This window comes from Aquimarina penaris, assembly GCF_040786285.1.
Taxonomy (GTDB): domain Bacteria; phylum Bacteroidota; class Bacteroidia; order Flavobacteriales; family Flavobacteriaceae; genus Aquimarina.
This window is the reverse complement of the sequence record NZ_JBFMKQ010000001.1, coordinates 1900401-1920868: the sequence shown is the minus strand read 5'-3', so window position 1 is coordinate 1920868 and position 20468 is coordinate 1900401. Positions and strand designations below refer to the sequence as shown.

Genomic DNA, 20468 nt, shown 5'->3' with positions numbered 1-20468 from the left:
TTAAAAAACACCAAAAACAGAAAGCACATTATTGGATTGTTTTCTGTTTTTTTATACTAAAAATATACCATTTGGTATATTTTTAGTATCTTTGAATAGATTTACTTTAAAAAATGCTTACAAAAGCCGAACAGACAACAGAGTTTATAATTCAGATCGTAGCCCCTATCTTTAATAAAAATGGGTATGCCGCTACTAGTCTTAGTGATATAACCAGAGCTACAGGACTTACTAAAGGTGCAATCTATGGGAATTTCAAAAACAAAGAAGAACTGGCCATTGCAGCATTTAATACTACGGTAAAAAATATGCTTCGTCGTATTACAGATCATCAATCTTTGAGTGAATCTCCTTTAGAAAAACTGTTTCTGATTACTGATTTTTATAGAAATTACTATAACTACAGCCAGGAACTTGGAGGCTGCCCTGTTCTTAATATGGGAGTAGACGCTAAGCACCAAAACCCTTCTTTATTTCAGCATGTAAAATACACCATAAATAAGATACAAAGTAATGTTGCTAAAATCATTGAAGCTGGGAAACTAAAAGGAGAAATACATCCGGAAATTGATACTGCACTGTATGCAAAACGACTATACACTATGATAATAGGAGCGATTTTTATGACACACACTATAGAAGACAACAGCTACCTATTAGAAACTATGGATCAATTGGACACTATGATCCACAAAGAACTTAAACAATAATTATTTTTTTAACTCAAAATATACCGATTGGTATATATTTAATACAAGAACATGGAATTACCAAAAATATTAGAAAGCAAGGCAAAAATAAGGTTTCAGGATTGTGACCCTTTTAACCATCTTAATAATGCAGCATATATCAATTACATGATTAACGCCAGAGAAGATCAAATTGAGAAACACTACAGTCTTGATATTTTCGACCTTGCAAAAACCAAAGGCATTAGTTGGGTGGTAGGCACAAATCAAATTGCTTATTTAAAACCTGCATTATTAATGGAGGACGTGATTATTGATTCTCAATTAATACATAGCACAGAGAACCAGTTACATGTAGAAATCAGGATGTGGAATCATAATAAAACAGAACTTAAAGCAGTGATGTGGAGCACTTTTGTACATTTCAATTTGTTACAACAAAAGCGATGGAATCACGACGAAAAACTCATGGCGTTATTTCAAAACATAACGTTACAAGTAGAGGCAAAAAGCTTTGAAGAAAGAATTATGCATATAAAACCGCAAAAAGTGTAACATTTTTATTTTTTAAAAGTCTTATAAAGACGACAACCACTTAAAACCATGCCATTATGAAATCTTCTGGCGACTTAGGCTCTTCACATAAAAAGAAAAGCTCCTATATTTATATAGGATTTTTTATCATTGCCATTCTGTCTATGATTATCGTGATATGGCAAATGGGCATGTTAGAGTAGAATAACTTTACTTTAACCCAAGTATTTGCTCATCCTTAATAATGGATTCAAAATTTACCCTACTTTATTATGAAGAAACTTTCAATTTTATTCCTTCTTGTTTTCACACTAGTAGGTTGTGCACAATCTCCATCAGAAGAACCAACAACCACTTATTTTTTTATAAGGCATGCAGAAAAAGACCTTAGCGACCCTAGCAATAAAAACCCTAAACTTACACAAGAAGGCAAAACGAGAGCTCAAGAATGGGCAAAAACATTAGCCGAAACAAAAGTAGATCTAGTATTTTCTACCAACTATAGCAGAACCCTTCAAACTGCAGAACCTATAGCAAAAAGTCAAGGAATAGAAACTCTATTATATGACCCCAGAAATTTAAATGATTCAAATTTTCAGCAGAAAACAAAAGGAAAAACCTGTGTAATTGTAGGCCACAGCAATACTACACCTTCATTTGTAAACAAAATTATTGGTAAGGAAAAATACTCTTCTATAGACGAAAAAGACTATAGCAAACTATATATCATTAACATTACGGGTAACACAATTACAGATACAGTACTTACTATTAACTAGCAACAATCTCTTTCTATATAGACAAATACGTCTTCGAGTTCAATTTTTGATAGTAGTTTTAATTTTTTCTCCTCAAATAATGTATCTAAAATTAGTAAGGGAGTACTTAGGTCAGAAGTTTTATAGTTATTATAATCAACAAAACGAATTCCATTAACTATCCTCGGGTTATACGCCTCTCTAAAGCGGATTCCGCCACCATCAACTGCATATTTATATGCAAGATAATCTATGGTAAAATTTTCTTTATGAATCCAATATAAAAACTCATCCTCATAATCAGTTCCTCCACCTTCTTTAGCAAAAGACACTTTAATTTTATAATAATCTACACCTTTGACAACGGCCTCGCCAATCAATTCTTTATGGACAGCGGGAGCATTAAGACCGTAGGGTAAACTAGCAAAATAATGTACAGAATTTACCCCATCACTAATTCTAGTAATTAAAGAATCAGCAACATTCACCGGGCAATTTTCTATAGTACGTTTTAGACCCGAATTACTCACGACATCCCGAATTAAACCTTTAGGACCATCTATTATTCTTTCTAATTCGTACACTCCTTCATTTCGCTTACTTCGGTACCGTTTTCCTCTAAATGTAAAATGAATGATTGCATTATTATACCTTGCTCCTCCAGCTTTTACAATAGTCTTATCAACCACTTCTTGTCCAGAAAGTTGAATATTTATTGCTGCAAAAGAGCAAAAAATGAGTATTGGTATTAAAAATAAATATCGCTGCATAGAACTAAATTAACTTTTATCCCTTTAAAAATTGTAACTATTTTGTTAAACTAGAACTCATACAAACTACAGTATTTATTTATAATCCCCAGTAATAAACTATACAACAATAACTTATCTAAACCGCCTACTTGTTTTTGTTGTTAACTTTTTTTTAAAATTTCAAAAAAGATAATTATTTTGCATATCCTAAATCCAATTAAAGCGACCGCTATGAGATATCTATTTCTACTATTAATTTGTTGTACAACATCATCGGTGCTAGCCCAAAATAGTGAGATGTATGAGAAAGTTACTCTAGCTTTTCAGAAAAATTTTAATACACAAAATGTAGATTTAATTTTTGATATGTATACTCCAGAAATGCAAGAAGCCATGAACAAAGAAGGAGTGACACGTTTTGTTAATGGATGTTATGAACAATTTGGAAATCTAAAATCTCTTACTTTTATTGAGACAAGCGAAAATGTAAATAGCTACAAAGCAGAATTTGACAAAATAACCCTGGTCATGGAACTACAACTTAGTGAAGATGGCAAAATCTCTACAATTCAGTTTCAGGAACCTTAGACACTTTTTAAATAGTATAATACAAAGCTTTCTTTCGGGAAAGCTTTGTATTTTTGTAGGCATTTACAAAAGCTTTCGAACAAACACATGAATCAAAATAAAATAAACATACTTAACCGTAAGGCTAAATTCGAATATGAATTTCTTGACAAATATACCGCAGGGATAAAACTTGCAGGTACCGAAATAAAGGCAATTCGTGAAGGAAAAGCTGGTATTGCAGAAAGTTTTTGTGAATTTAATAATGGAGAACTTTTTGTAATCAACATGCATATAGAAGAGTACTCTCATGCAACATATTTTAATCACAGTCCCAAAAGCGAACGAAAACTACTTCTTAACAAAAAAGAACTAAAAAAGCTTGAGAAAGAAGTAAAAAACAGTGGACTGACTATCATACCTACCCGATTGTTTATTAATGACCGTGGTTTAGCTAAACTAGATATAGCGCTTGCCAAAGGTAAAAAGCTTTATGATAAACGAGAAACTATAAAAGATAGAGATAATAAAAGAACATTGGATAGAATAAAAAAGGATTTTAAGTAGTACGTCTTTTTCAAAAAAAACACCTCATAATTTAATTTCTTTGACCTCATCCTTTTACTATACTTTTTAGTCTAATTATGATTTTCTTTAATGTAATAGAGCTCAAATCTCAGATTTAGATTTAGATTATAAAAATTTAGTAATCAGTACATTATTAATCAAAAAACAGCTTTGATTTCGCTTTTCGTTTCATCGTATTTATCAAAATTAAATGTTAAGTTACTGGATAATAAATCCTATATTTGCATTTTTTTAATGATTATACATGGTATTTAGTAGCGCCTATTTTTTACTTCTTTTTTTTCCATTAACAATTCTATTGTACTTTGTGGTTCCCAAAAAGTACAGAAACCTAGTATTACTTGTTGCTAGTGTTTATTTTTATACATACGGTGAAAAGTTTTTAGTACTGGTCATGTTATTTTCTACCGTAGTTGATTACAAATGCGGTATCTTAATTGAAGAAGGGAAACGCAAGCTTGGATTAAGAATCTCAATACTTACCAACCTTATTACCCTTGGTGTTTTTAAGTATTTTAATTTTGCTATTGATAATTTATACACGCTACTTGAAGCATTAAATGTAAGTACAGAAAGTCTACATAATATCCCCGAAATTGTATTGCCTTTAGGAATTAGTTTTTATGTTTTTCAAACAATGTCTTATACTATTGACGTATATAGAGGCAATGTAAAAGCGGATAGAAGTTTATTAGAGTTCGCTACTTACGTAACGATGTTCCCTCAATTAGTAGCAGGTCCTATTGTTCGATATAAAGACATTCAAAGAGAGATTGCCGATAGAGAGATAACGCTTTATGGTTTTGCCAAAGGTTTAGAACGTTTTACTATTGGTTTAGCTAAAAAGATGATTATTGCAAATACTTTTGCAAGTACAGTAGATATTATTTTTACAGAAAGTGGAGGAGGTTTTTCAACGCCTTATGCATGGTTTGGTGTTATTGCATATAGTTTCCAAATTTATTATGATTTCTCTGGATATTCGGATATGGCCATTGGTCTTGGAAGAATGTTTGGGTTTAACTTTTTAGAAAACTTCAATTACCCCTATATTTCAAAGAGTATTCAAGAGTTTTGGAGGAGATGGCATATATCCCTTTCTACCTGGTTTAGAGATTACCTTTATATACCTTTAGGCGGTAACAGAAAAGGTAAACACAGAACTTACTTAAACCTATTTATAGTATTTTTAGTTACTGGTTTATGGCATGGAGCCGAATGGACTTTTGTGATATGGGGTCTATATCATGGTATATTTATCATCATTGAAAAACTTGGTTTTGATAAAATCCTAGAAAAAACCTGGAAACCTATTCAACATTTCTATGCGTTATTTATTGTTAATGTAGGATGGGCACTCTTTAGAGCTGATAACTTTGGCTCGTCTATGGACTATCTCAAAACTATGTTTGTTTATACAGAAGGTAATCAAACCGTAAACGATTTTATTGCCTATTTTAGTAACACTAATGAACTGGTATTTACAACGGTATTAGCACTTATTTTTGCGACTCCAATTTACCCCTATCTAGAAGCGAAGTTCAAAAACCCTAATTTCTTGATTTTTAGATATTTTAGCGTAATCATGATGTTGCTATTATGTATCATTTATATTGCTGCAGGATCCTACAACCCATTTATCTATTTTAGATTTTAGGCTATGCAGAAAATAATAATCAAAATATTCATAATACTTAGTTTATCGATAGTTTCGATACCCTTTGTCTTTACTATTTTAAAGATCAAGGTCAAACCTGTTAATGCAATGGAAAAAGAAATCAGCTTAAACTTTAAGCGAAACTTTCCGTTAAAAGCAGACTTGTTCAAAGTATACTCTTATATCAAGGCAGATATTTTTGATGCTGATCCAATTCCTAAAAAAGTAATCGATATTAAAAACGGTTGGAAATTTTTAGGTAATGCGTATAGTAATGCCCTATCAGAATCAAAAGGTATGATAGTTTTCAGCAAAAAGGAACTAGATTCTTTAAAAGGAATACTCTCTTACAGAAACGATTGGCTAAAAAAAAGAAACATTAAATTCTATCTTGCCATAGCTCCAAACAAACATAGTGTTTATGGAGATATGATTCCTATTCGAAAAAATGATAGAAATAACAAACTCGAACAGATAGATTCACTTTGTAAAACCATAGGTGTACGTTTTATTAATCTTGGTACCGATTTCCCAAAAGACGAAAACATACGATTATATCATAAAACCGATTCTCATTGGAATGATTATGCTGGTTTTTATGCGTTTGGATCGATTATGAAGGAAATCACTAAAGATTTTAATACTACCAATTTTAATCTCTACACCATAGATGATATGATTATTGAAACTACCAATGATCCTATCGGGGATTTAAATGAAATGTTACAATTAGAAAAAAACGAAGCATTTATTCATTTTAATTTTAAAAACCCAGAAAAGGTATATCAGCTTGATAAAACCTTGACGATACGCAAAGGTTATCACAAAGATCCCTCTTTTTACGAATTACGATATCGTAATGACATTAATGATCTAAAAATAATGACGATGAATGATTCATTTTTTGGTTATTTTAGACAATACATAGTAAACAATTTTGGAAACTCTCTTTTAATTTGGGATTATAAATTCGACGAAAATCTGATTGAATCAGAAAAACCGGATATTTTGCTACATGAAATTGCTGAAAGAGACGTTGACTTTCTTCTGGCCAAATAAATATTTTGACGAAGGCATGAAAACTAAAATGTTAAGAAAAATAGCAGGTATTAGTAACTTAAAACGTAATTTCTCGTTTTTTGACTCCATCAAAATATCCCGAGCGTTAAAAAAAGAAAAGGAGAACATTAAATTATCCAATAACGCGCATATACATCTTCGAAAAAACACAAAAGATCATGAAACTTTTGATGAAGTTTTCATCGATAACATATACAATTTACCCTTACCTATACAACCAAAAACCATAATTGATGCAGGTGCAAATATTGGCTTAGCTTCTCTTTTCTTTAAAATGAAGTACCCTAATGCTGCTATCGCATTAATCGAAATCGATAACGGTAATCTTGAGATGATTCGTAAAAACCTGAAGGGTCAGACTAACATAACTATTATAAATAAAGGGCTGTATAACAAGAACTCATACTTTAAAGTATTTGACCCGTTTAATGCTACAAATAGTTTTGTCATAAAAGAATCTACCAAAGATGATTATGATATCGAATCCATAACCATTGATCAAATTATTAGCGATCATCATTGGGATGAAATAGACATTCTAAAAATCGATATCGAAGGAGCAGAAAAAAAACTGTTTGAATCTAATTATCAGTATTGGCTCCCCAAGGTTAATGTATTAATGATCGAAACACATGACAGAATGATTCCTAAATGCTCTATCACTGTTATGAAAGCACTGGATGAATTCGATTTCGGATTGTACACCACCACAGACGGAGGAACTTTAGTGTATTACAATCATAAATTCTTAGGAAAAAACGCATAACTCAAAAGAAAAAAAACGAATTTATCTTTACATCACCTTTATTATCCAACAACTCTTTGCTGAATAGGGTTCTCTAAAGTACTTAGAAATCATACCATAACATCTTTTTTTTCAAAAACATATTGCACCTACACCTAATTTTATTGCAACATCATTATATAGAAACTGGTCTTATATATGTTAAAATTAATAATCACACGTAAATCACCCATGTTGGGTAAATGCTTAACAAAATTAAACATGAAACAGACCAAATTATTTTTACTACTAATTATTTCGACCGCAATTCTTTCTTGCTCATCAGATGATAATGACAGACCTGACTATACCGGAACATGGAAATTTAACAGAGGCTTTGTAAGTAGTTTTTCTGAGAACAATACAGACGTATCTTCTGCTCATATAGATGTTACCAGTGAAGATTGTTCTATACAAGAAATTGTGATCAATGCAGATGGTACCGCCACTATCACATCATCATCACAGCTGGATATATCTGTACAATTTGCAGAAGGTACAACCAACGAGCTTGAGCTGCAATTACAATGTTCTCCAACAACAGAATCATCAAAGACCTATTCTTGGGTAGCTGGCCCCTATTCTGATGGGACCAATATATCAATAGAGGTACCTGGTTATGATACTATTACTTTTGTAGATGAAGATGGAATAATTCAATTAAACGGTAATCTTTACCCAGGAGGTATATTAAGTATGGGATCAAATGGAATTAATTCGAGAACATATACAACCGAGATAAATGGACAAACACTAGAAATCAAAGAAGAAAGGTATTTCAATTATAAAAAACAGTAGAGTATACCAAAAAAATCTTCAGCGTTTTGAACCTTAAAGAGAATAAGAAAAGATCGTCTAATTAGACGATCTTTTTCTTTTATTAATTAATTCCATACTCCAAACGAATATAATAATTAAGAGATGTTTCATTTAATCAGTACATTTGCACGTGGTTTAAAAGCGAACTCAATCTCTTAGGATAAACGTGTTTTAAGATCATTAACCAAACCAGCAATAGAAGTAAAACGCCACAATAAGACCTTTTGTATGCAAAAGAAAATAGTTAAAATATTTACCATTGTATTCTTGGCCACAATTTCAATCCCATTTGTTTTTGTAATTCTTCAGATTAAAGTCACTCCTGTAAATAAACAGGAAAAGAAAATAAGTTTAAATTTTAAAAGAAATTTCCCATTACGGTCAGATCTATTTAAAGTGTACTCACATGGAAAAAATAATATTTTCGGCTCAGAACCTATTCCTAATGGCGTTGTTGATGGAAAAAATGGCTGGAAATTTTTAGGAAATAAATTTAGCAATGCATTATCAGAGTCTAAAGGATTAGTAGTGTTTAATCAAAAGGAATTATCTAAAATTTCTAAAAATCTATTAGAAAAAAAGGAATGGTTAGATACACAAAATATAAAATTCTATTTTTCTATTGCTCCAAATAAGCATAGTATTTATGGAGATATGATCCCTATAAAAAAGAGTAATCGAAAAACAAAGTTTGAGCAATTAGATTCTATATGCAAAAGCCTCGATATTAAATTTATAGATTTAGGATCTAACTTTCCAAAAAATGATAGTTTACGCTTGTATCACAAAACAGACTCCCATTGGAATCATTATGGAGCGTTCTACGCATACAACTCTACATTAGAAGCAATTATGCCTGATTTTAAAGGTGTAGATTTCAATTATCGAACCATGAAAGATATGGAAGTTGAAAAATTTTGGGCACACATCGGAGATTTAAACAGAGCCCTTTTTCTAGAGCAAAATGAAGAATTTATTAATGTTAAGCCCAAAAAACCATTTAGTTTTACGGCTCAAGAAAAAATACTTACCGTACCATCTAATTATCATTTTGGATCACACTTCTATGAAGAGCGTTACAAGAGTACTGCAAATGAATTAAAAATTTTAGTATTAAGAGATTCTTTTTTTGGTGCTTATTTTGAGTCGATTGCTGATAGTTTTGGTGAATCTGTTTTTATATGGAGGCATAATTTTAATAAAGAGCTAATCGAATCAGAAAAGCCAGATATCTTATGTTATGAGCTGGTGGAAAGAAATATTGATATTTTGCTAACAGAAAATTTTAATCATTCGCCTGATTAAAGTTTTTCAAACAATTAATCCCCCTAGTATTTACAGATGGACATCGTAGCGCAAGAAAAATTACCATTAGTATCAATATGCATTCCTACATATAATGGAAGCAAACATATACGCGAGACATTAGACAGTGCCCTTAGCCAAACATATCAAAATATAGAAATCATTATTACCGATGATCATTCATCAGATGATACTGTTCAAATTTGTGAATCATACGCGAAGAAAGATAAGCGTATAAAAGTCTATCAAAATAATAAGAATTTAGGATTGGTAGGCAACTGGTGTGAATCATTAGAAAAGGCTTCCTCTAAATGGGTTAAGTTTCTATTTCAAGACGACTTATTAGAAGAAAATTGTGTTAAAAGAATGATTACCTGCGCTATAAAACATAGTGTAGATTTTGTAATTTGTAATAGAGAATACTTTTTTGAAGAAGGATTTAATCCTAAAATCAAACTATTTTATTCAGAAAGACTTCCAAAAACAGAAAAAATATTTAAAGAAGAGCGAGTATATTCTCCAAAGGAGACTGCTAAATTAATTGCTCCAAATATTTTTAATAATTGTATTGGTGAGCCTCCAACATTTTTGTTTAACAAAGAAAAGTATTCTAGAGACGACTTCCCTGACAACTACTTTCAGCTAATAGATTACATCTTTATTCTAAATAAAATTCTTACTCATGATTTTGTTTTTATAAGCGATAAATTAGTGAAATTTAGAGTGCATACTTCTTCAGAGTCCATGAAGAATAGTGAGATCAATACAGAAGACAAAAAAGAGTTTTATAAGTTTTTATACATACAATACTATGAAAAAATTCAGATCTGTAATGAAATTTTAAGCAACCCTATTTTTAGTGAAGTAAAAAAGCATATTCCTAAAAATGATGTGGTGGTCATTAAAAACTTTTACACTGTATCTTCATACAAAAGGCATGGTTTTAAAAATGTGTTTCCTTTTTATAAAGAATCAAAACTTAACGATTTTATTTTAGATAAATTTTCTTCAGCCTATAGCTACGCCTCCTACAAGATATTTAAGATTCGAAACAAAAAAACCAAATCGAAATATAAAATATAACCGTATGGAATTAGTATCGGTAGTTATTGGCACTTACAATGGGGCAACGTATATCTCAGAACAATTAGAAAGTATACTTCACCAGACATATACCCCTTTAGAAATTATTGTTGTGGATGATGCCTCTAGTGATGCAACATTGGATATTCTTAATACATATAGTGAGAAACATAGTAATATTACGGTTCATCCATTTGACACGAATGTTGGATACATTAAAAATTTCGAAAGAGGTATAGCATTGGCTAAAGGCAATTATATTGCATTATCAGATCAGGATGATTGGTGGATGCCCACTAAAATTGAAAAATTAATGAGTCATATGCATCATTATGATTTAGTATATTGTGACTCAATTTTTGTTGATGAAAACCTAAATGAACTAGGAAGTAGCTTTTCTGAGACTAAAAATTTAATCAGCATCAACACTCCTATAAATCTACTAATAGACAATTGTGTTTCTGGTCATGCTTCACTTTTTAAAAAATCACTTTACGATAAAGCGATCCCTTTTCCAGATTTCATACCACATGATTGGTGGTTGGCTTACGTTGCCTCGACAGAGAATAACGTTTATTATTTGGATGAACCTCTTGTAAAATACAGACACCATCAAAATAACATTATCGCCTCGAGCAAAAAGGATAAGAAAACGAAAAAAAATAAAAGGTCTAAACGTTTAAAGCGTATCGAAAAAAGGAAGAGAATAACTAGCTTTTATGACAAATGTCCTGATTCTCTAGAAGAAGAAAAAAAAATTATCCTATCACTAAAGACATCGTATAACAGTTTTTCGTTAGTTAATAATTTTAGAAGAGTAAGGTTGTTCTATGTAAACAGAAAAGAAATGCTAAAAACAATTAAAAAGACCGCTCCTGATAAAATTATATACATAGTCACTATGTTTTTTAGAATAAAATGATATTTAAATAACATTTTTTCTCTCTAATTTACAGTAACATAACACTCTTTAGTATTGAAGCTAAACCCTTGATTTTTATTTTTTTAAATTTGAATTTTAACAAACAAAACAATACCTTTGAGAACCCTAAATTTACGTTAAAATTGAAAAAATCATTACCTATATTGTTGTATATCACCACTATAATTTCATGTGGTCAACACTTTAATAAGGTTATGGTATCTTCTTTTTTAAACATTATTTTAAAAACCTTTAACAATTTCATCTGCCTATACCCAATATACATAAACAATAAAAGTTTAGATATTAGATTAGAAATAAAATATTGATATTGTGAATATAACTATTATCAGTTTAGATAAATGGGGCTATAATAAATATATAGCAAAAGAGCTTCAGAGTCGAGGTATCAAGGCTAGGCATCTGGATTTTTATAAGCTAAAATATAGATACCCCACTTTTTTTCACAAGCTTCTTAATTTTATTACTAAGAATTTATTCAATTTCAATTTTAAAAGACAACATTTAAATAAAGTATTACTTAAGTTATTAGCTAATCAAGAAAAACAGGATATCATATTGATCATAAAAGGAGATGACCTATCATTATCCACTATAAAAAAAATACGTAAGAATACAGATCAATTAATTACTTTCTTTAATGATAGTATTGATCGATATCCCCGAATGAAAAAGATATACCCTTATTTCGATAAAGTATATTCATTTGATTCTAAAGATGTTGCCGAATACAAATTTAGTTTTATCACCAATTATATTTATTTCGATATTAAGACATTCGACAACGATAATGTAGAGTACAACATATTTAATATAGGTTCATTGGATAAAAGGTCGAAAGTTTTACCTCAATTCGTAGCCTATTTTAAAAAGCATAATATCGATTATAAATTAATAGCCTACGACAAAGGTGATAATGAAGAACTCATCGAAACTTATGATATAGAAATCACAAAAAAAACCTATCCGTTAAAAACTATTTTTTCGGATTTTGTTACCAAAAGTAACATTCTTTTAGATCTGCAGAGGCCTAAACAAAAAGGGCTCTCTTTTAGGATTTTTGAAGCCATAGGATTACAAAAAAAAATTATTACTACGAATAAGGATATTGCGAATTACGATTTTTACAACCCTAATAATATTGCAATTGTAGATAGTAATGATATTAATATTCCAGAAACTTTTTTCTCAACCCCGTATGAAGAGGTAAAACCCGAAATCGTTAATAAATATCATATCTCATCATGGGTCAATAAAGTTTTTAATCTTACCGATAATTATAAGACTGCTTAGTAATGAGAGTTACGCTGTTGATTACAACATACAATTGGCCTGAAGCCTTGGAATTAGTATTATTAAGTGTTGTATCTCAAAGTGTTTTACCTCATGAGATTATGATTGCAGATGATGGTTCTACAGAGGATACAAAACATTTAATCTCAAAATTTAAAAACGAGCTACCGGTTCCTCTAAAGCACATATGGCATGAAGATGTAGGGTTTACCAAAACAATAATCCTCAACAAAGCATTGCAACAGATTACTTCAGACTATATCATACAAATAGATGGTGATGTAATTTTGCATAAGCATTTTATAAAAGATCACATTAGGTTATCAGAAGAGAACACCTATTTATTCGGAAGTCGGATTTCACTTAAAGAAGAATACTCTAGAAAAGTTTTAGCTAATAAAACCATTAAGTTTCACTGGATCAACAATGGATTATTAAGAAAAAGCAGAGCAATATACATGCCTTTTTTTAGTAAATTTTTGAGTAAAAAAAGTGATAAAAACTCTGGAAAACTAAGAGGTTGCAATATGTCTTATTGGAAAAAAGATGCCATAGAAATCAATGGGTATAATCAAGATCTTATTGGTTGGGGATATGAAGATTTTAATTTTGCACAACGATTATTGAATTCTGGGGTGACTTCTAAACGAATCAAACATGTAGCTATACAGTTTCATATTTATCATAAAGAATCACCAAGAGGAAACACAGAGGTAGGTGACAAGATCCAAATAGAAACCCAAAAAAATAAAATCACAAAGTGTAAAAATGGACTCGTGCAATTATAGTGATTGCATCCCTACTAGTTTTTTATACATTCCGTTTTTAGCTAGTAATTCTGAATGTGTCCCCTGCTCCACTATTTCTCCTTTTTGCATAACAACAATAGCATCTGCTTTCTGAATCGTAGATAATCTATGAGCAATTACAATCGATGTTCTGTTTCTCATCATATTCTCGAGAGCATCCTGAACCAATCGCTCACTTTCTGTATCTAATGCAGAGGTCGCTTCATCTAATATCATGATTGGTGGATTTTTAAGTACGGCCCTAGCGATACTTAATCGTTGTTTTTGTCCTCCAGAGAGTTTTCCTCCAGAATCACCAATATTAGTATGTATACCATCCGGCAAGTCTTTAACAAACTCCCATGCGTTCGCAATCTTTAATGCATCAATAACTTCTTCATCAGTAGCATTTTGTTTTCCGAGTAGGACGTTATTTTTTACCGTATCGTTAAATAAAATCGAATCTTGAGTCACTAACCCCATTAAACTGCGTAATGAGTTTTTAGTAAGATCTTTAATATTTTGATCATCTATGGTAATCGCTCCTTTATTTACGTCATAAAATCGAGTAACCAAATTTGCAATAGTAGATTTTCCACTTCCAGATTGCCCAACTAGCGCCACTGTTTTTCCTTTTTTAATGTTTAGAGAAAAATCCTTTAACACATAATCATCCTGATACTTAAACGAAATATTTTCAAAAGAAACTTGATCATCAAAATTGTCCTTTACAATGGCATTTTGTTTATCCTCTAACGGAGAAATAGTATTTAAAACCTCTAAAACTCTGTCTGCAGCAGCATTTCCGGCTTTTACTTTATAGCTTGCTTTACTAATGGCTTTTGCAGGAGTTAATATTTGATATGACAAAGCCATATACCCAATAAAAGCTCCTCCTGATAAAGAATGATCTACTAATACCATGCTTCCGCCATACCATAATAAAGCAGCAATGGTAACAATACCTAAAAACTCACTGGTGGGAGATGCCAAATTCTGTCTATGACCTAAACTATTAGAGAAACGAAAAAATCTATTGGTGGAATCTTGAAATTTCTTATTAAAATAAGATTCAGAGTTAAATCCTTTTATGACCCTTAATCCGCTTAATGTTTCTTCTAGAGTAGATAGAAACAACCCCTGTTCTTCTTGAACCTTTTGTGAATGTTTTTTCAACCTTTTACCTATAAGCGAAATAATAAAACCAGCAACAGGAATAAATAAGAATACAAATAATGTAAGCTTTGCACTTATAATAAACATGGTTATTATAGCAAAAACAATAGTTAATGGCTCCCTGACGATAAGTTCTAAAACCGATAATAATGATACCTGTACCTCACCAACATCACCAGAGATTCTAGCAATAATATCCCCTTTCCTTTTTTCTGAATAATATGAGATTGGTAAGTTAATGACCTTGTCATATATGTTATCTCTTAAATCCTTTAAAACGCCATTTCTAAGATAGGTAACAAAAAAAACTGCCAGATAGCTAAACAAATTTTTAAGCAGAAACAAGCTAATAATCAAAACGATCATATACATCAAAGCTTGCTGCGGACCATCATTAGCCGACACAGAGGTAACAAAATAGTTTAATGAATCTTCTAAATAAGGTTTGATTTTACCGATTCCTTCATACGTAGGTTTTATAGTAACCTTTTTACTTTCGCCAAATAATACATTAATCATTGGCATTAAAGAGACCATGGATAAGGTACTAAAAAGTGCATAAAAAATATTACACACAATATTTAAAACAGCATATTTCTTATAAGGTAAAATAAACCGTGATAACTTCTTTAAATAATTCATTAATTCAAATTCGTTTATAAAAAACCTCTTGTGCTTTGACATTCACTTTAAGGCAACATTTCATGTAATACAATATTCCGCACAAAAATAGAACTTTATTTTGGGTTCTATCTAGTAGAGCCGATTGCAATTTCAATACCACATCGTATTTGACACACTAAGATTCAGATTTTACTGTATTAATGTCAGTATTTTTAATTATAAATAAATTTTGGAAAGAAACTAAACCTTAGTTACTATTATTGACAATCAATTCTTATTTTCTAACAAAGGCACAAATCTAAACTCGCCAAACTCACGTTTTTCGAATTCTTTTTCACTTTTTCGAACGAATAAGGTCATAATCTGCGGATCATTACCTACTGGTATTACTAAGCGCCCACCGATTTGTAGTTGACTCAATAACGGTTTCGGAACATAAGGTGCTCCTGCAGTTACAATTATAGAATCATATAAAGCGTGTTCTACCAATCCTTTATAGCCATCTCCAAAAGACAAATGCTTCGGTCTATATCCCAACTTAGATAAAAACAATTTTGTTTTTTTAAATAATTCCTTTTGGCGCTCAATACTATATACTTTGGCTCCTAATTCACACAATACCGCGGTTTGATATCCGGATCCGGTACCAATCTCTAGTACTTTATCTCCTCTTTTAACTTGTAACAATTCACTCTGAAAAGCTACTGTATAGGGTTGCGAAATGGTTTGATCAGCAGCAATTGGGAATGCTTTATCCTGATATGCATGGTCCTCAAAACCAGAATCCATAAACAGGTGTCTAGGTATTTTATCAATAGCTGCTAAAACAGCTTTGTCTTTAATTCCTTTTTGAATCAAAACAGCAACCAGTTGTTTTCTTTTTCCGGCATGTCTAAGGGTATCTTTCACTATATTTTGAATGGTTGTTTAGCTGGCTAAAATTACGTAAAGATTTTAAAGATTAATAACCAATTTAGCTTTTAGAATTAAAATTTTGCTTTTTAGATATAATTAGGATTTAAAATTTATAAATAATACTATTTTTGTGTAAAATCTTGAATTATGCTCAAAGCCGGAGTACTCGGTGCGGGACACCTTGGTAAAATCCATTTACGTCTTCTGGAACAATCTGAAAATTATGAACTTGTAGGATTCTATGATGCAAGCTCAGCGCAAGCTAAGGCCATTGTAGAAGAATTTGGCTATACCCTTTTCGATTCTATGGATGAATTGATCAATGCTGTAGATGTTGTCGACATTGTGACACCAACCTTTGCTCATTTTGAAGTAGCAAAGCTAGCCATAGAAGCAGGAAAACATGTTTTTATAGAAAAACCTATTACCAATACTGTTGCAGAAGCTGAACAATTAATTGAGTTAGCCAAAGCAAACAATGTAAAAGGGCAAGTAGGTCATGTAGAACGTTTTAATCCTGCGTATACTGCGGTAGCCGATAAGATAGACAATCCAATGTTTATTGAGGCGCATAGATTAGCCGAGTTTAATCCAAGAGGAACAGATGTTCCTGTTGTACTAGATCTTATGATCCATGATATCGATGCTATTCTAAGTGTAGTACATTCTGAAGTAAAACATATTAGTGCAAGTGGTGTTTCTGTAATAAGTGAAACGCCAGATATTGCGAATGCCAGGATCGAATTTGAAAATGGATGTGTCGCTAATCTTACGGCAAGCCGAATTTCATTAAAAAACATGAGAAAGTCTCGATTTTTTCAGCGCGACGCCTATATCTCGGTAGATTTCTTTGAGAAAAAATGTGAGGTCGTTAAAATGAAAGATGCTCCGAAACAACCGGATGATTTTGCTATGATCTTGCAAAATGCCGAAGGAGTAAAAAAACAAATCTATTTTGATAACCCAGATGTTCCATCTAATAATGCAATTTTGGATGAATTAGACACCTTTGCCAAGGCTATACATAATAATACGACTCCGATTGTATCTCTCGAGCAAGGAAAAAAAGCTTTAGAGGTAGCATTAAAGGTTATCGACTGTTTTAAACACTAAAAAATACACACACTTAAATACACAAAATGAAAAATATAGCAGTTATTGGCTCAGGAACTATGGGAAATGGTATTGCTCATACTTTTGCTCAAAAAGGGTTTAAAGTACAGCTTATCGATATTTCTCAACCAGCACTAGATAAAGGTATAGCTACAATTACTAAGAATCTGGATAGAATGGTCGCTAAAGAAAAAATCTCTGAAGCCGACAAAGAAGCAACTCTGGCTAACATATCAACATTTACTAACATCAAAGAAGGGGTAGAATATGCTGGCCTCGTAGTTGAAGCTGCAACCGAAAATGTAGATCTTAAATTAAAAATCTTTAAAGAGCTTAGTGAGGCGTGCTCAGAAGATACAATTCTGGCGAGCAACACGTCTTCGATATCAATAACTCAGATAGCTGCTGTAACAGATAGACCCGAAATGGTAATTGGTATGCATTTTATGAATCCGGTACCTATCATGAAACTAGTAGAGATCATAAGAGGGTATAATACTTCTGATGAAGTAACCAATACGATCATGGAAATGTCTAAAACTCTAGGCAAAGTACCTGTAGAAGTAAATGATTATCCTGGATTTGTGGCCAACAGAATCTTGATGCCAATGATCAACGAATCTATCGAAACCTTATATAATGGTGTAGCTGGTGTTACTGAGATTGATACCGTAATGAAATTGGGTATGGCACACCCTATGGGGCCATTACAATTAGCCGATTTTATTGGCCTTGATGTATGTCTTTCAATTCTTAACGTAATGTATGAAGGCTTCAAAAATCCAAAATATGCACCTTGCCCACTATTAGTAAATATGGTTATGGCTGGTAAATTAGGTGTAAAAAGCGGTGAAGGATTTTATGACTATTCAGAAAGCAGAAAAGCAGAAAAGGTCTCGAAACAATTCGTTTAGTATTAGTAAGCAGGTTCAATTCTTGAAACCTTAAAATCAAAACATTAAACTAATATATGGCCAAAATTAATCCATTTAGAGCTGTTCGCCCAACAAGAGATAAAGTAAGCCTGGTAGCTTCTAGATCATACCAGAGTTACACGCCTAATGAACGTGATTCAAGGATGGATTATAACCCCTACTCTTTCCTGCATATCGTAAATCCGGGATACAAATATCAGAAAGAAATATCAGGAGAAGAACGTTATAAATTGGTTCGAAATAGATACTTGGAGTTTAAAGAGGACGAAATCTTTATACAAGATGAAACACCATGCTATTATGTTTACAAAATTGTCAATCGTGAGCACGAATCTTTTAGCGGAATCATTGCCGCAGCTAGTGCCGAAGATTATGAAAACGATATCATAAAAAAACACGAAGACACACTACAACATCGCGAAAACACTTTTAAAGAATACCTAAAAACAGTTGGATTTAATGCCGAACCCGTATTACTTACCTATCCAGATAATGATGCCATAGCGGCTATAATTACGAAAACTACGCAGAATAGAGCAGAATACGAATTCACCTCAACATATCGTGACACCCACTATCTCTGGAAAGTAGATGATAAAGAGTCAATCCAAGCTATACAAATAGCTTTTTCGTCGATAAAAACCATATACATTGCAGATGGGCATCATCGTTCTGCTTCCTCATATCTTTTGGCAAAAGATCTAAAAGAGAGTAACCCAAAGCACCTGGGAAACGAGGCTTATGGCTTTTTTATGAGCTATTTGATTCCTGAATCTGATTTGAGAATTTATGAATTTAATAGATTAGTAAAAGATCTCAATGGGCTATCTAAAGAAGAGTTTTTAATACAATTAGACGAATGGTTTAGAATCGAAAATAGAGGTATTGAAGTTTATAAACCTTCAAAACCTCATCATTTTAGTATGTACTTAGATGGAGAATTCTACTCTTTATATCTTAGAAAAACAATCTATGAATTTACCGATGCCTTAGAAGAGCTAGATGCACAGATTCTTTATAAAACAGTGTTAAAACCAATTCTGGGTATTCACGACTTGCGTACGGATACTAGAATTGAGTATTCACATGGTAAAAACGATATCATTTCTGTAAAAAATAAAGTGGATAACGATGAGTATAAAGTTGGTTTTGGTTTATTTCCTGCATCTGTTGAGCAAATGAAAAAAATTGCAGATCAAGGATTAACTATGCCTCCCAAAAGCACATATATAGAACCAAAGTTGCGAAGTGGTGTAACCATATATGAATTTTAACTAAAAAATCATTTTTTTTGGTTCTCTCATCTGTCAGAAAGATGAAAAACCTTTTTTTGAATATCTTTGCAAACTATGAATGATATTGAAAGAAACCTTCAAGACATACAAATATCAATCCCAAAAGATGTTACGCTTGTAGCGGTATCAAAAACCAAACCTGTTAATGAATTGATGAAAGCTTATGAAGCCGGTCAACGTGTGTTTGGTGAAAACAAAATACAGGAGATGGTCGAAAAATGGGAAACCATGCCAAAAGATATTAGTTGGCATATGATTGGGCATGTGCAAACCAATAAAGTAAAATATATGGCCCAATTTGTAGATCTTATTCATGCCGTAGATAGTATAAAATTGCTTAAAGAGATCAACAAACAAGCAAAAAAACACAATAGAACTATAAACTGTTTGCTTCAGATTAAAATTGCCGAAGAAGAAAGTAAATTTGGTCTTAAAGAAGAAGATGCTCTAGCATTACTGGATTCTCAAGAAATAAAGAATTTAACTAATGTACACATTCAAGGGTTAATGGGTATGGCTACCTTTACTAACGACGAGAATCAAATAAAATCAGAATTCGAAAAAATCAAGACTTTCTTTGATCAGAATACATCCAAATATCCGGCACTAAAAATTCTTTCAATAGGAATGAGTGGAGATTATAAGATTGCTATGGATTGCGGAAGCACAATGGTTAGAATAGGAAGTTCTATCTTTGGAGCAAGAAACTAAGAACAGTTAATGGGTCTTAGGAGCTAGAGAATAGAATGAAATATAAATATTTAACTGCT

Annotated in this window: 21 protein-coding genes; 18 read left to right on the top strand and 3 right to left on the bottom strand. The window is 31.7% G+C overall.

Annotated features, from left to right (window positions below; genetic code table 11):
• Positions 1-113: 113 nt before the first annotated feature.
• From ABW637_RS08015 to ABW637_RS08005, 3 genes are all read left to right on the top strand, one after another.
• Positions 114-710, top strand: coding sequence for a TetR/AcrR family transcriptional regulator (locus ABW637_RS08015; protein ID WP_367584131.1), 597 nt, complete (start codon positions 114-116; stop codon positions 708-710).
• Between the two features lie 51 nt (positions 711-761).
• Positions 762-1244: an acyl-CoA thioesterase gene (locus tag ABW637_RS08010; protein ID WP_367584130.1), complete on the top strand. Its 483-nt coding sequence runs from the start codon at positions 762-764 to the stop codon at positions 1242-1244.
• Positions 1245-1495: 251 nt separating this feature from the next.
• Positions 1496-2002 (top strand): SixA phosphatase family protein, encoded by a 507-nt coding sequence (locus ABW637_RS08005; RefSeq protein ID WP_367584129.1) that lies wholly within the window; start codon positions 1496-1498, stop codon positions 2000-2002.
• Here the strand turns inward: ABW637_RS08005 and ABW637_RS08000 are convergent.
• Positions 1999-2751, bottom strand: coding sequence for a DUF6503 family protein (locus ABW637_RS08000; protein ID WP_367584128.1), 753 nt, complete (start codon positions 2749-2751; stop codon positions 1999-2001). The genes ABW637_RS08005 and ABW637_RS08000 overlap by 4 nt on opposite strands.
• A 213-nt stretch (positions 2752-2964) precedes the next feature.
• On the opposite strand from ABW637_RS08000, the gene ABW637_RS07995 reads away from it, so the two are divergent.
• The 11 genes from ABW637_RS07995 (at position 2965) to ABW637_RS07945 (ending at position 13640) form a co-directional block, all read left to right on the top strand.
• Positions 2965-3321: a DUF3887 domain-containing protein gene (locus ABW637_RS07995; protein WP_367584127.1), complete on the top strand. Its 357-nt coding sequence runs from the start codon at positions 2965-2967 to the stop codon at positions 3319-3321.
• An 87-nt stretch (positions 3322-3408) separates the two neighbouring features.
• Positions 3409-3867, top strand: coding sequence for an SsrA-binding protein SmpB (gene smpB / locus ABW637_RS07990; RefSeq protein ID WP_367584126.1), 459 nt, complete (start codon positions 3409-3411; stop codon positions 3865-3867).
• Between the two features lie 415 nt (positions 3868-4282).
• Positions 4283-5545, top strand: coding sequence for an MBOAT family O-acyltransferase (locus ABW637_RS07985; RefSeq protein ID WP_367584125.1), 1263 nt, complete (start codon positions 4283-4285; stop codon positions 5543-5545).
• Positions 5546-5653: 108 nt separating this feature from the next.
• Positions 5654-6604, top strand: a complete 951-nt coding sequence (locus ABW637_RS07980) for an alginate O-acetyltransferase AlgX-related protein (RefSeq protein WP_367584124.1) — start codon at positions 5654-5656, stop codon at positions 6602-6604.
• Positions 6561-7391, top strand: a complete 831-nt coding sequence (locus tag ABW637_RS07975; protein WP_367584123.1) for an FkbM family methyltransferase — start codon at positions 6561-6563, stop codon at positions 7389-7391. Before ABW637_RS07980 ends, ABW637_RS07975 begins: the two co-directional genes overlap by 44 nt.
• Before the next feature lie 240 nt (positions 7392-7631).
• Positions 7632-8207 carry a hypothetical protein gene (locus ABW637_RS07970; RefSeq protein ID WP_367584122.1) on the top strand — a complete coding sequence of 192 codons (576 nt, stop codon included), beginning with the start codon at positions 7632-7634 and terminating at the stop codon, positions 8205-8207.
• A gap of 249 nt (positions 8208-8456) precedes the next feature.
• A complete protein-coding gene (locus ABW637_RS07965; protein WP_367584121.1) occupies positions 8457-9533 on the top strand; it encodes an alginate O-acetyltransferase AlgX-related protein in 1077 nt (358 codons plus the stop codon).
• A gap of 36 nt (positions 9534-9569) precedes the next feature.
• On the top strand, positions 9570-10616 hold the full coding sequence (locus ABW637_RS07960) for a glycosyltransferase family 2 protein (RefSeq protein ID WP_367584120.1): 1047 nt from the start codon (positions 9570-9572) through the stop codon (positions 10614-10616).
• Between the two features lie 4 nt (positions 10617-10620).
• Entirely contained in the window at positions 10621-11538 is a 918-nt protein-coding gene (locus tag ABW637_RS07955; RefSeq protein ID WP_367584119.1) for a glycosyltransferase family 2 protein, read from the top strand.
• A gap of 333 nt (positions 11539-11871) precedes the next feature.
• Positions 11872-12852, top strand: coding sequence for a WaaS/CpsH family glycosyltransferase (locus ABW637_RS07950; RefSeq protein ID WP_367584118.1), 981 nt, complete (start codon positions 11872-11874; stop codon positions 12850-12852).
• Between the two features lie 2 nt (positions 12853-12854).
• A complete protein-coding gene (locus tag ABW637_RS07945) occupies positions 12855-13640 on the top strand; it encodes a glycosyltransferase family 2 protein (protein ID WP_367584117.1) in 786 nt (261 codons plus the stop codon).
• Here the strand turns inward: ABW637_RS07945 and ABW637_RS07940 are convergent.
• Positions 13635-15458 carry an ABC transporter ATP-binding protein gene (locus ABW637_RS07940; protein WP_367584115.1) on the bottom strand — a complete coding sequence of 608 codons (1824 nt, stop codon included), beginning with the start codon at positions 15456-15458 and terminating at the stop codon, positions 13635-13637. The two genes, ABW637_RS07945 and ABW637_RS07940, sit on opposite strands and share 6 nt — an antisense overlap.
• A gap of 249 nt (positions 15459-15707) precedes the next feature.
• Positions 15708-16349, bottom strand: coding sequence for a protein-L-isoaspartate(D-aspartate) O-methyltransferase (locus ABW637_RS07935; RefSeq protein WP_367584114.1), 642 nt, complete (start codon positions 16347-16349; stop codon positions 15708-15710).
• Between the two features lie 153 nt (positions 16350-16502).
• Here ABW637_RS07935 and ABW637_RS07930 point away from each other — a divergent pair, with 153 nt between their 5' ends.
• The 4 genes from ABW637_RS07930 to ABW637_RS07915 all read left to right on the top strand — a co-directional run bounded on the left by ABW637_RS07930 (position 16503) and on the right by ABW637_RS07915 (position 20409).
• Positions 16503-17468: a Gfo/Idh/MocA family protein gene (locus ABW637_RS07930; protein WP_367584113.1), complete on the top strand. Its 966-nt coding sequence runs from the start codon at positions 16503-16505 to the stop codon at positions 17466-17468.
• A 26-nt stretch (positions 17469-17494) separates the two neighbouring features.
• A complete protein-coding gene (locus ABW637_RS07925; protein WP_367584112.1) occupies positions 17495-18382 on the top strand; it encodes a 3-hydroxybutyryl-CoA dehydrogenase in 888 nt (295 codons plus the stop codon).
• A gap of 56 nt (positions 18383-18438) precedes the next feature.
• Complete coding sequence (locus tag ABW637_RS07920) at positions 18439-19677, top strand: DUF1015 domain-containing protein (RefSeq protein WP_367584111.1); 1239 nt, start codon at positions 18439-18441, stop codon at positions 19675-19677.
• A 75-nt stretch (positions 19678-19752) separates the two neighbouring features.
• Positions 19753-20409, top strand: a complete 657-nt coding sequence (locus ABW637_RS07915) for a YggS family pyridoxal phosphate-dependent enzyme (protein ID WP_367584110.1) — start codon at positions 19753-19755, stop codon at positions 20407-20409.
• The last annotated feature ends 59 nt before the right edge of the window (positions 20410-20468 follow it).

Coding starts and splice junctions, on each gene's coding strand:
- ABW637_RS08015 (WP_367584131.1), top strand. CDS start 114: ATGCTTACAAAAGCCGAACAGACAACAGAGTTTATAATTCAGATCGTA.
- ABW637_RS08010 (WP_367584130.1), top strand. CDS start 762: ATGGAATTACCAAAAATATTAGAAAGCAAGGCAAAAATAAGGTTTCAG.
- ABW637_RS08005 (WP_367584129.1), top strand. CDS start 1,496: ATGAAGAAACTTTCAATTTTATTCCTTCTTGTTTTCACACTAGTAGGT.
- ABW637_RS08000 (WP_367584128.1), bottom strand. CDS start 2,751: ATGCAGCGATATTTATTTTTAATACCAATACTCATTTTTTGCTCTTTT.
- ABW637_RS07995 (WP_367584127.1), top strand. CDS start 2,965: ATGAGATATCTATTTCTACTATTAATTTGTTGTACAACATCATCGGTG.
- smpB (WP_367584126.1), top strand. CDS start 3,409: ATGAATCAAAATAAAATAAACATACTTAACCGTAAGGCTAAATTCGAA.
- ABW637_RS07985 (WP_367584125.1), top strand. CDS start 4,283: ATGTTATTTTCTACCGTAGTTGATTACAAATGCGGTATCTTAATTGAA.
- ABW637_RS07980 (WP_367584124.1), top strand. CDS start 5,654: ATGGAAAAAGAAATCAGCTTAAACTTTAAGCGAAACTTTCCGTTAAAA.
- ABW637_RS07975 (WP_367584123.1), top strand. CDS start 6,561: ATGAAATTGCTGAAAGAGACGTTGACTTTCTTCTGGCCAAATAAATAT.
- ABW637_RS07970 (WP_367584122.1), top strand. CDS start 7,632: ATGAAACAGACCAAATTATTTTTACTACTAATTATTTCGACCGCAATT.
- ABW637_RS07965 (WP_367584121.1), top strand. CDS start 8,457: ATGCAAAAGAAAATAGTTAAAATATTTACCATTGTATTCTTGGCCACA.
- ABW637_RS07960 (WP_367584120.1), top strand. CDS start 9,570: ATGGACATCGTAGCGCAAGAAAAATTACCATTAGTATCAATATGCATT.
- ABW637_RS07955 (WP_367584119.1), top strand. CDS start 10,621: ATGGAATTAGTATCGGTAGTTATTGGCACTTACAATGGGGCAACGTAT.
- ABW637_RS07945 (WP_367584117.1), top strand. CDS start 12,855: ATGAGAGTTACGCTGTTGATTACAACATACAATTGGCCTGAAGCCTTG.
- ABW637_RS07940 (WP_367584115.1), bottom strand. CDS start 15,458: ATGAATTATTTAAAGAAGTTATCACGGTTTATTTTACCTTATAAGAAA.
- ABW637_RS07930 (WP_367584113.1), top strand. CDS start 16,503: ATGCTCAAAGCCGGAGTACTCGGTGCGGGACACCTTGGTAAAATCCAT.
- ABW637_RS07925 (WP_367584112.1), top strand. CDS start 17,495: ATGAAAAATATAGCAGTTATTGGCTCAGGAACTATGGGAAATGGTATT.
- ABW637_RS07920 (WP_367584111.1), top strand. CDS start 18,439: ATGGCCAAAATTAATCCATTTAGAGCTGTTCGCCCAACAAGAGATAAA.
- ABW637_RS07915 (WP_367584110.1), top strand. CDS start 19,753: ATGAATGATATTGAAAGAAACCTTCAAGACATACAAATATCAATCCCA.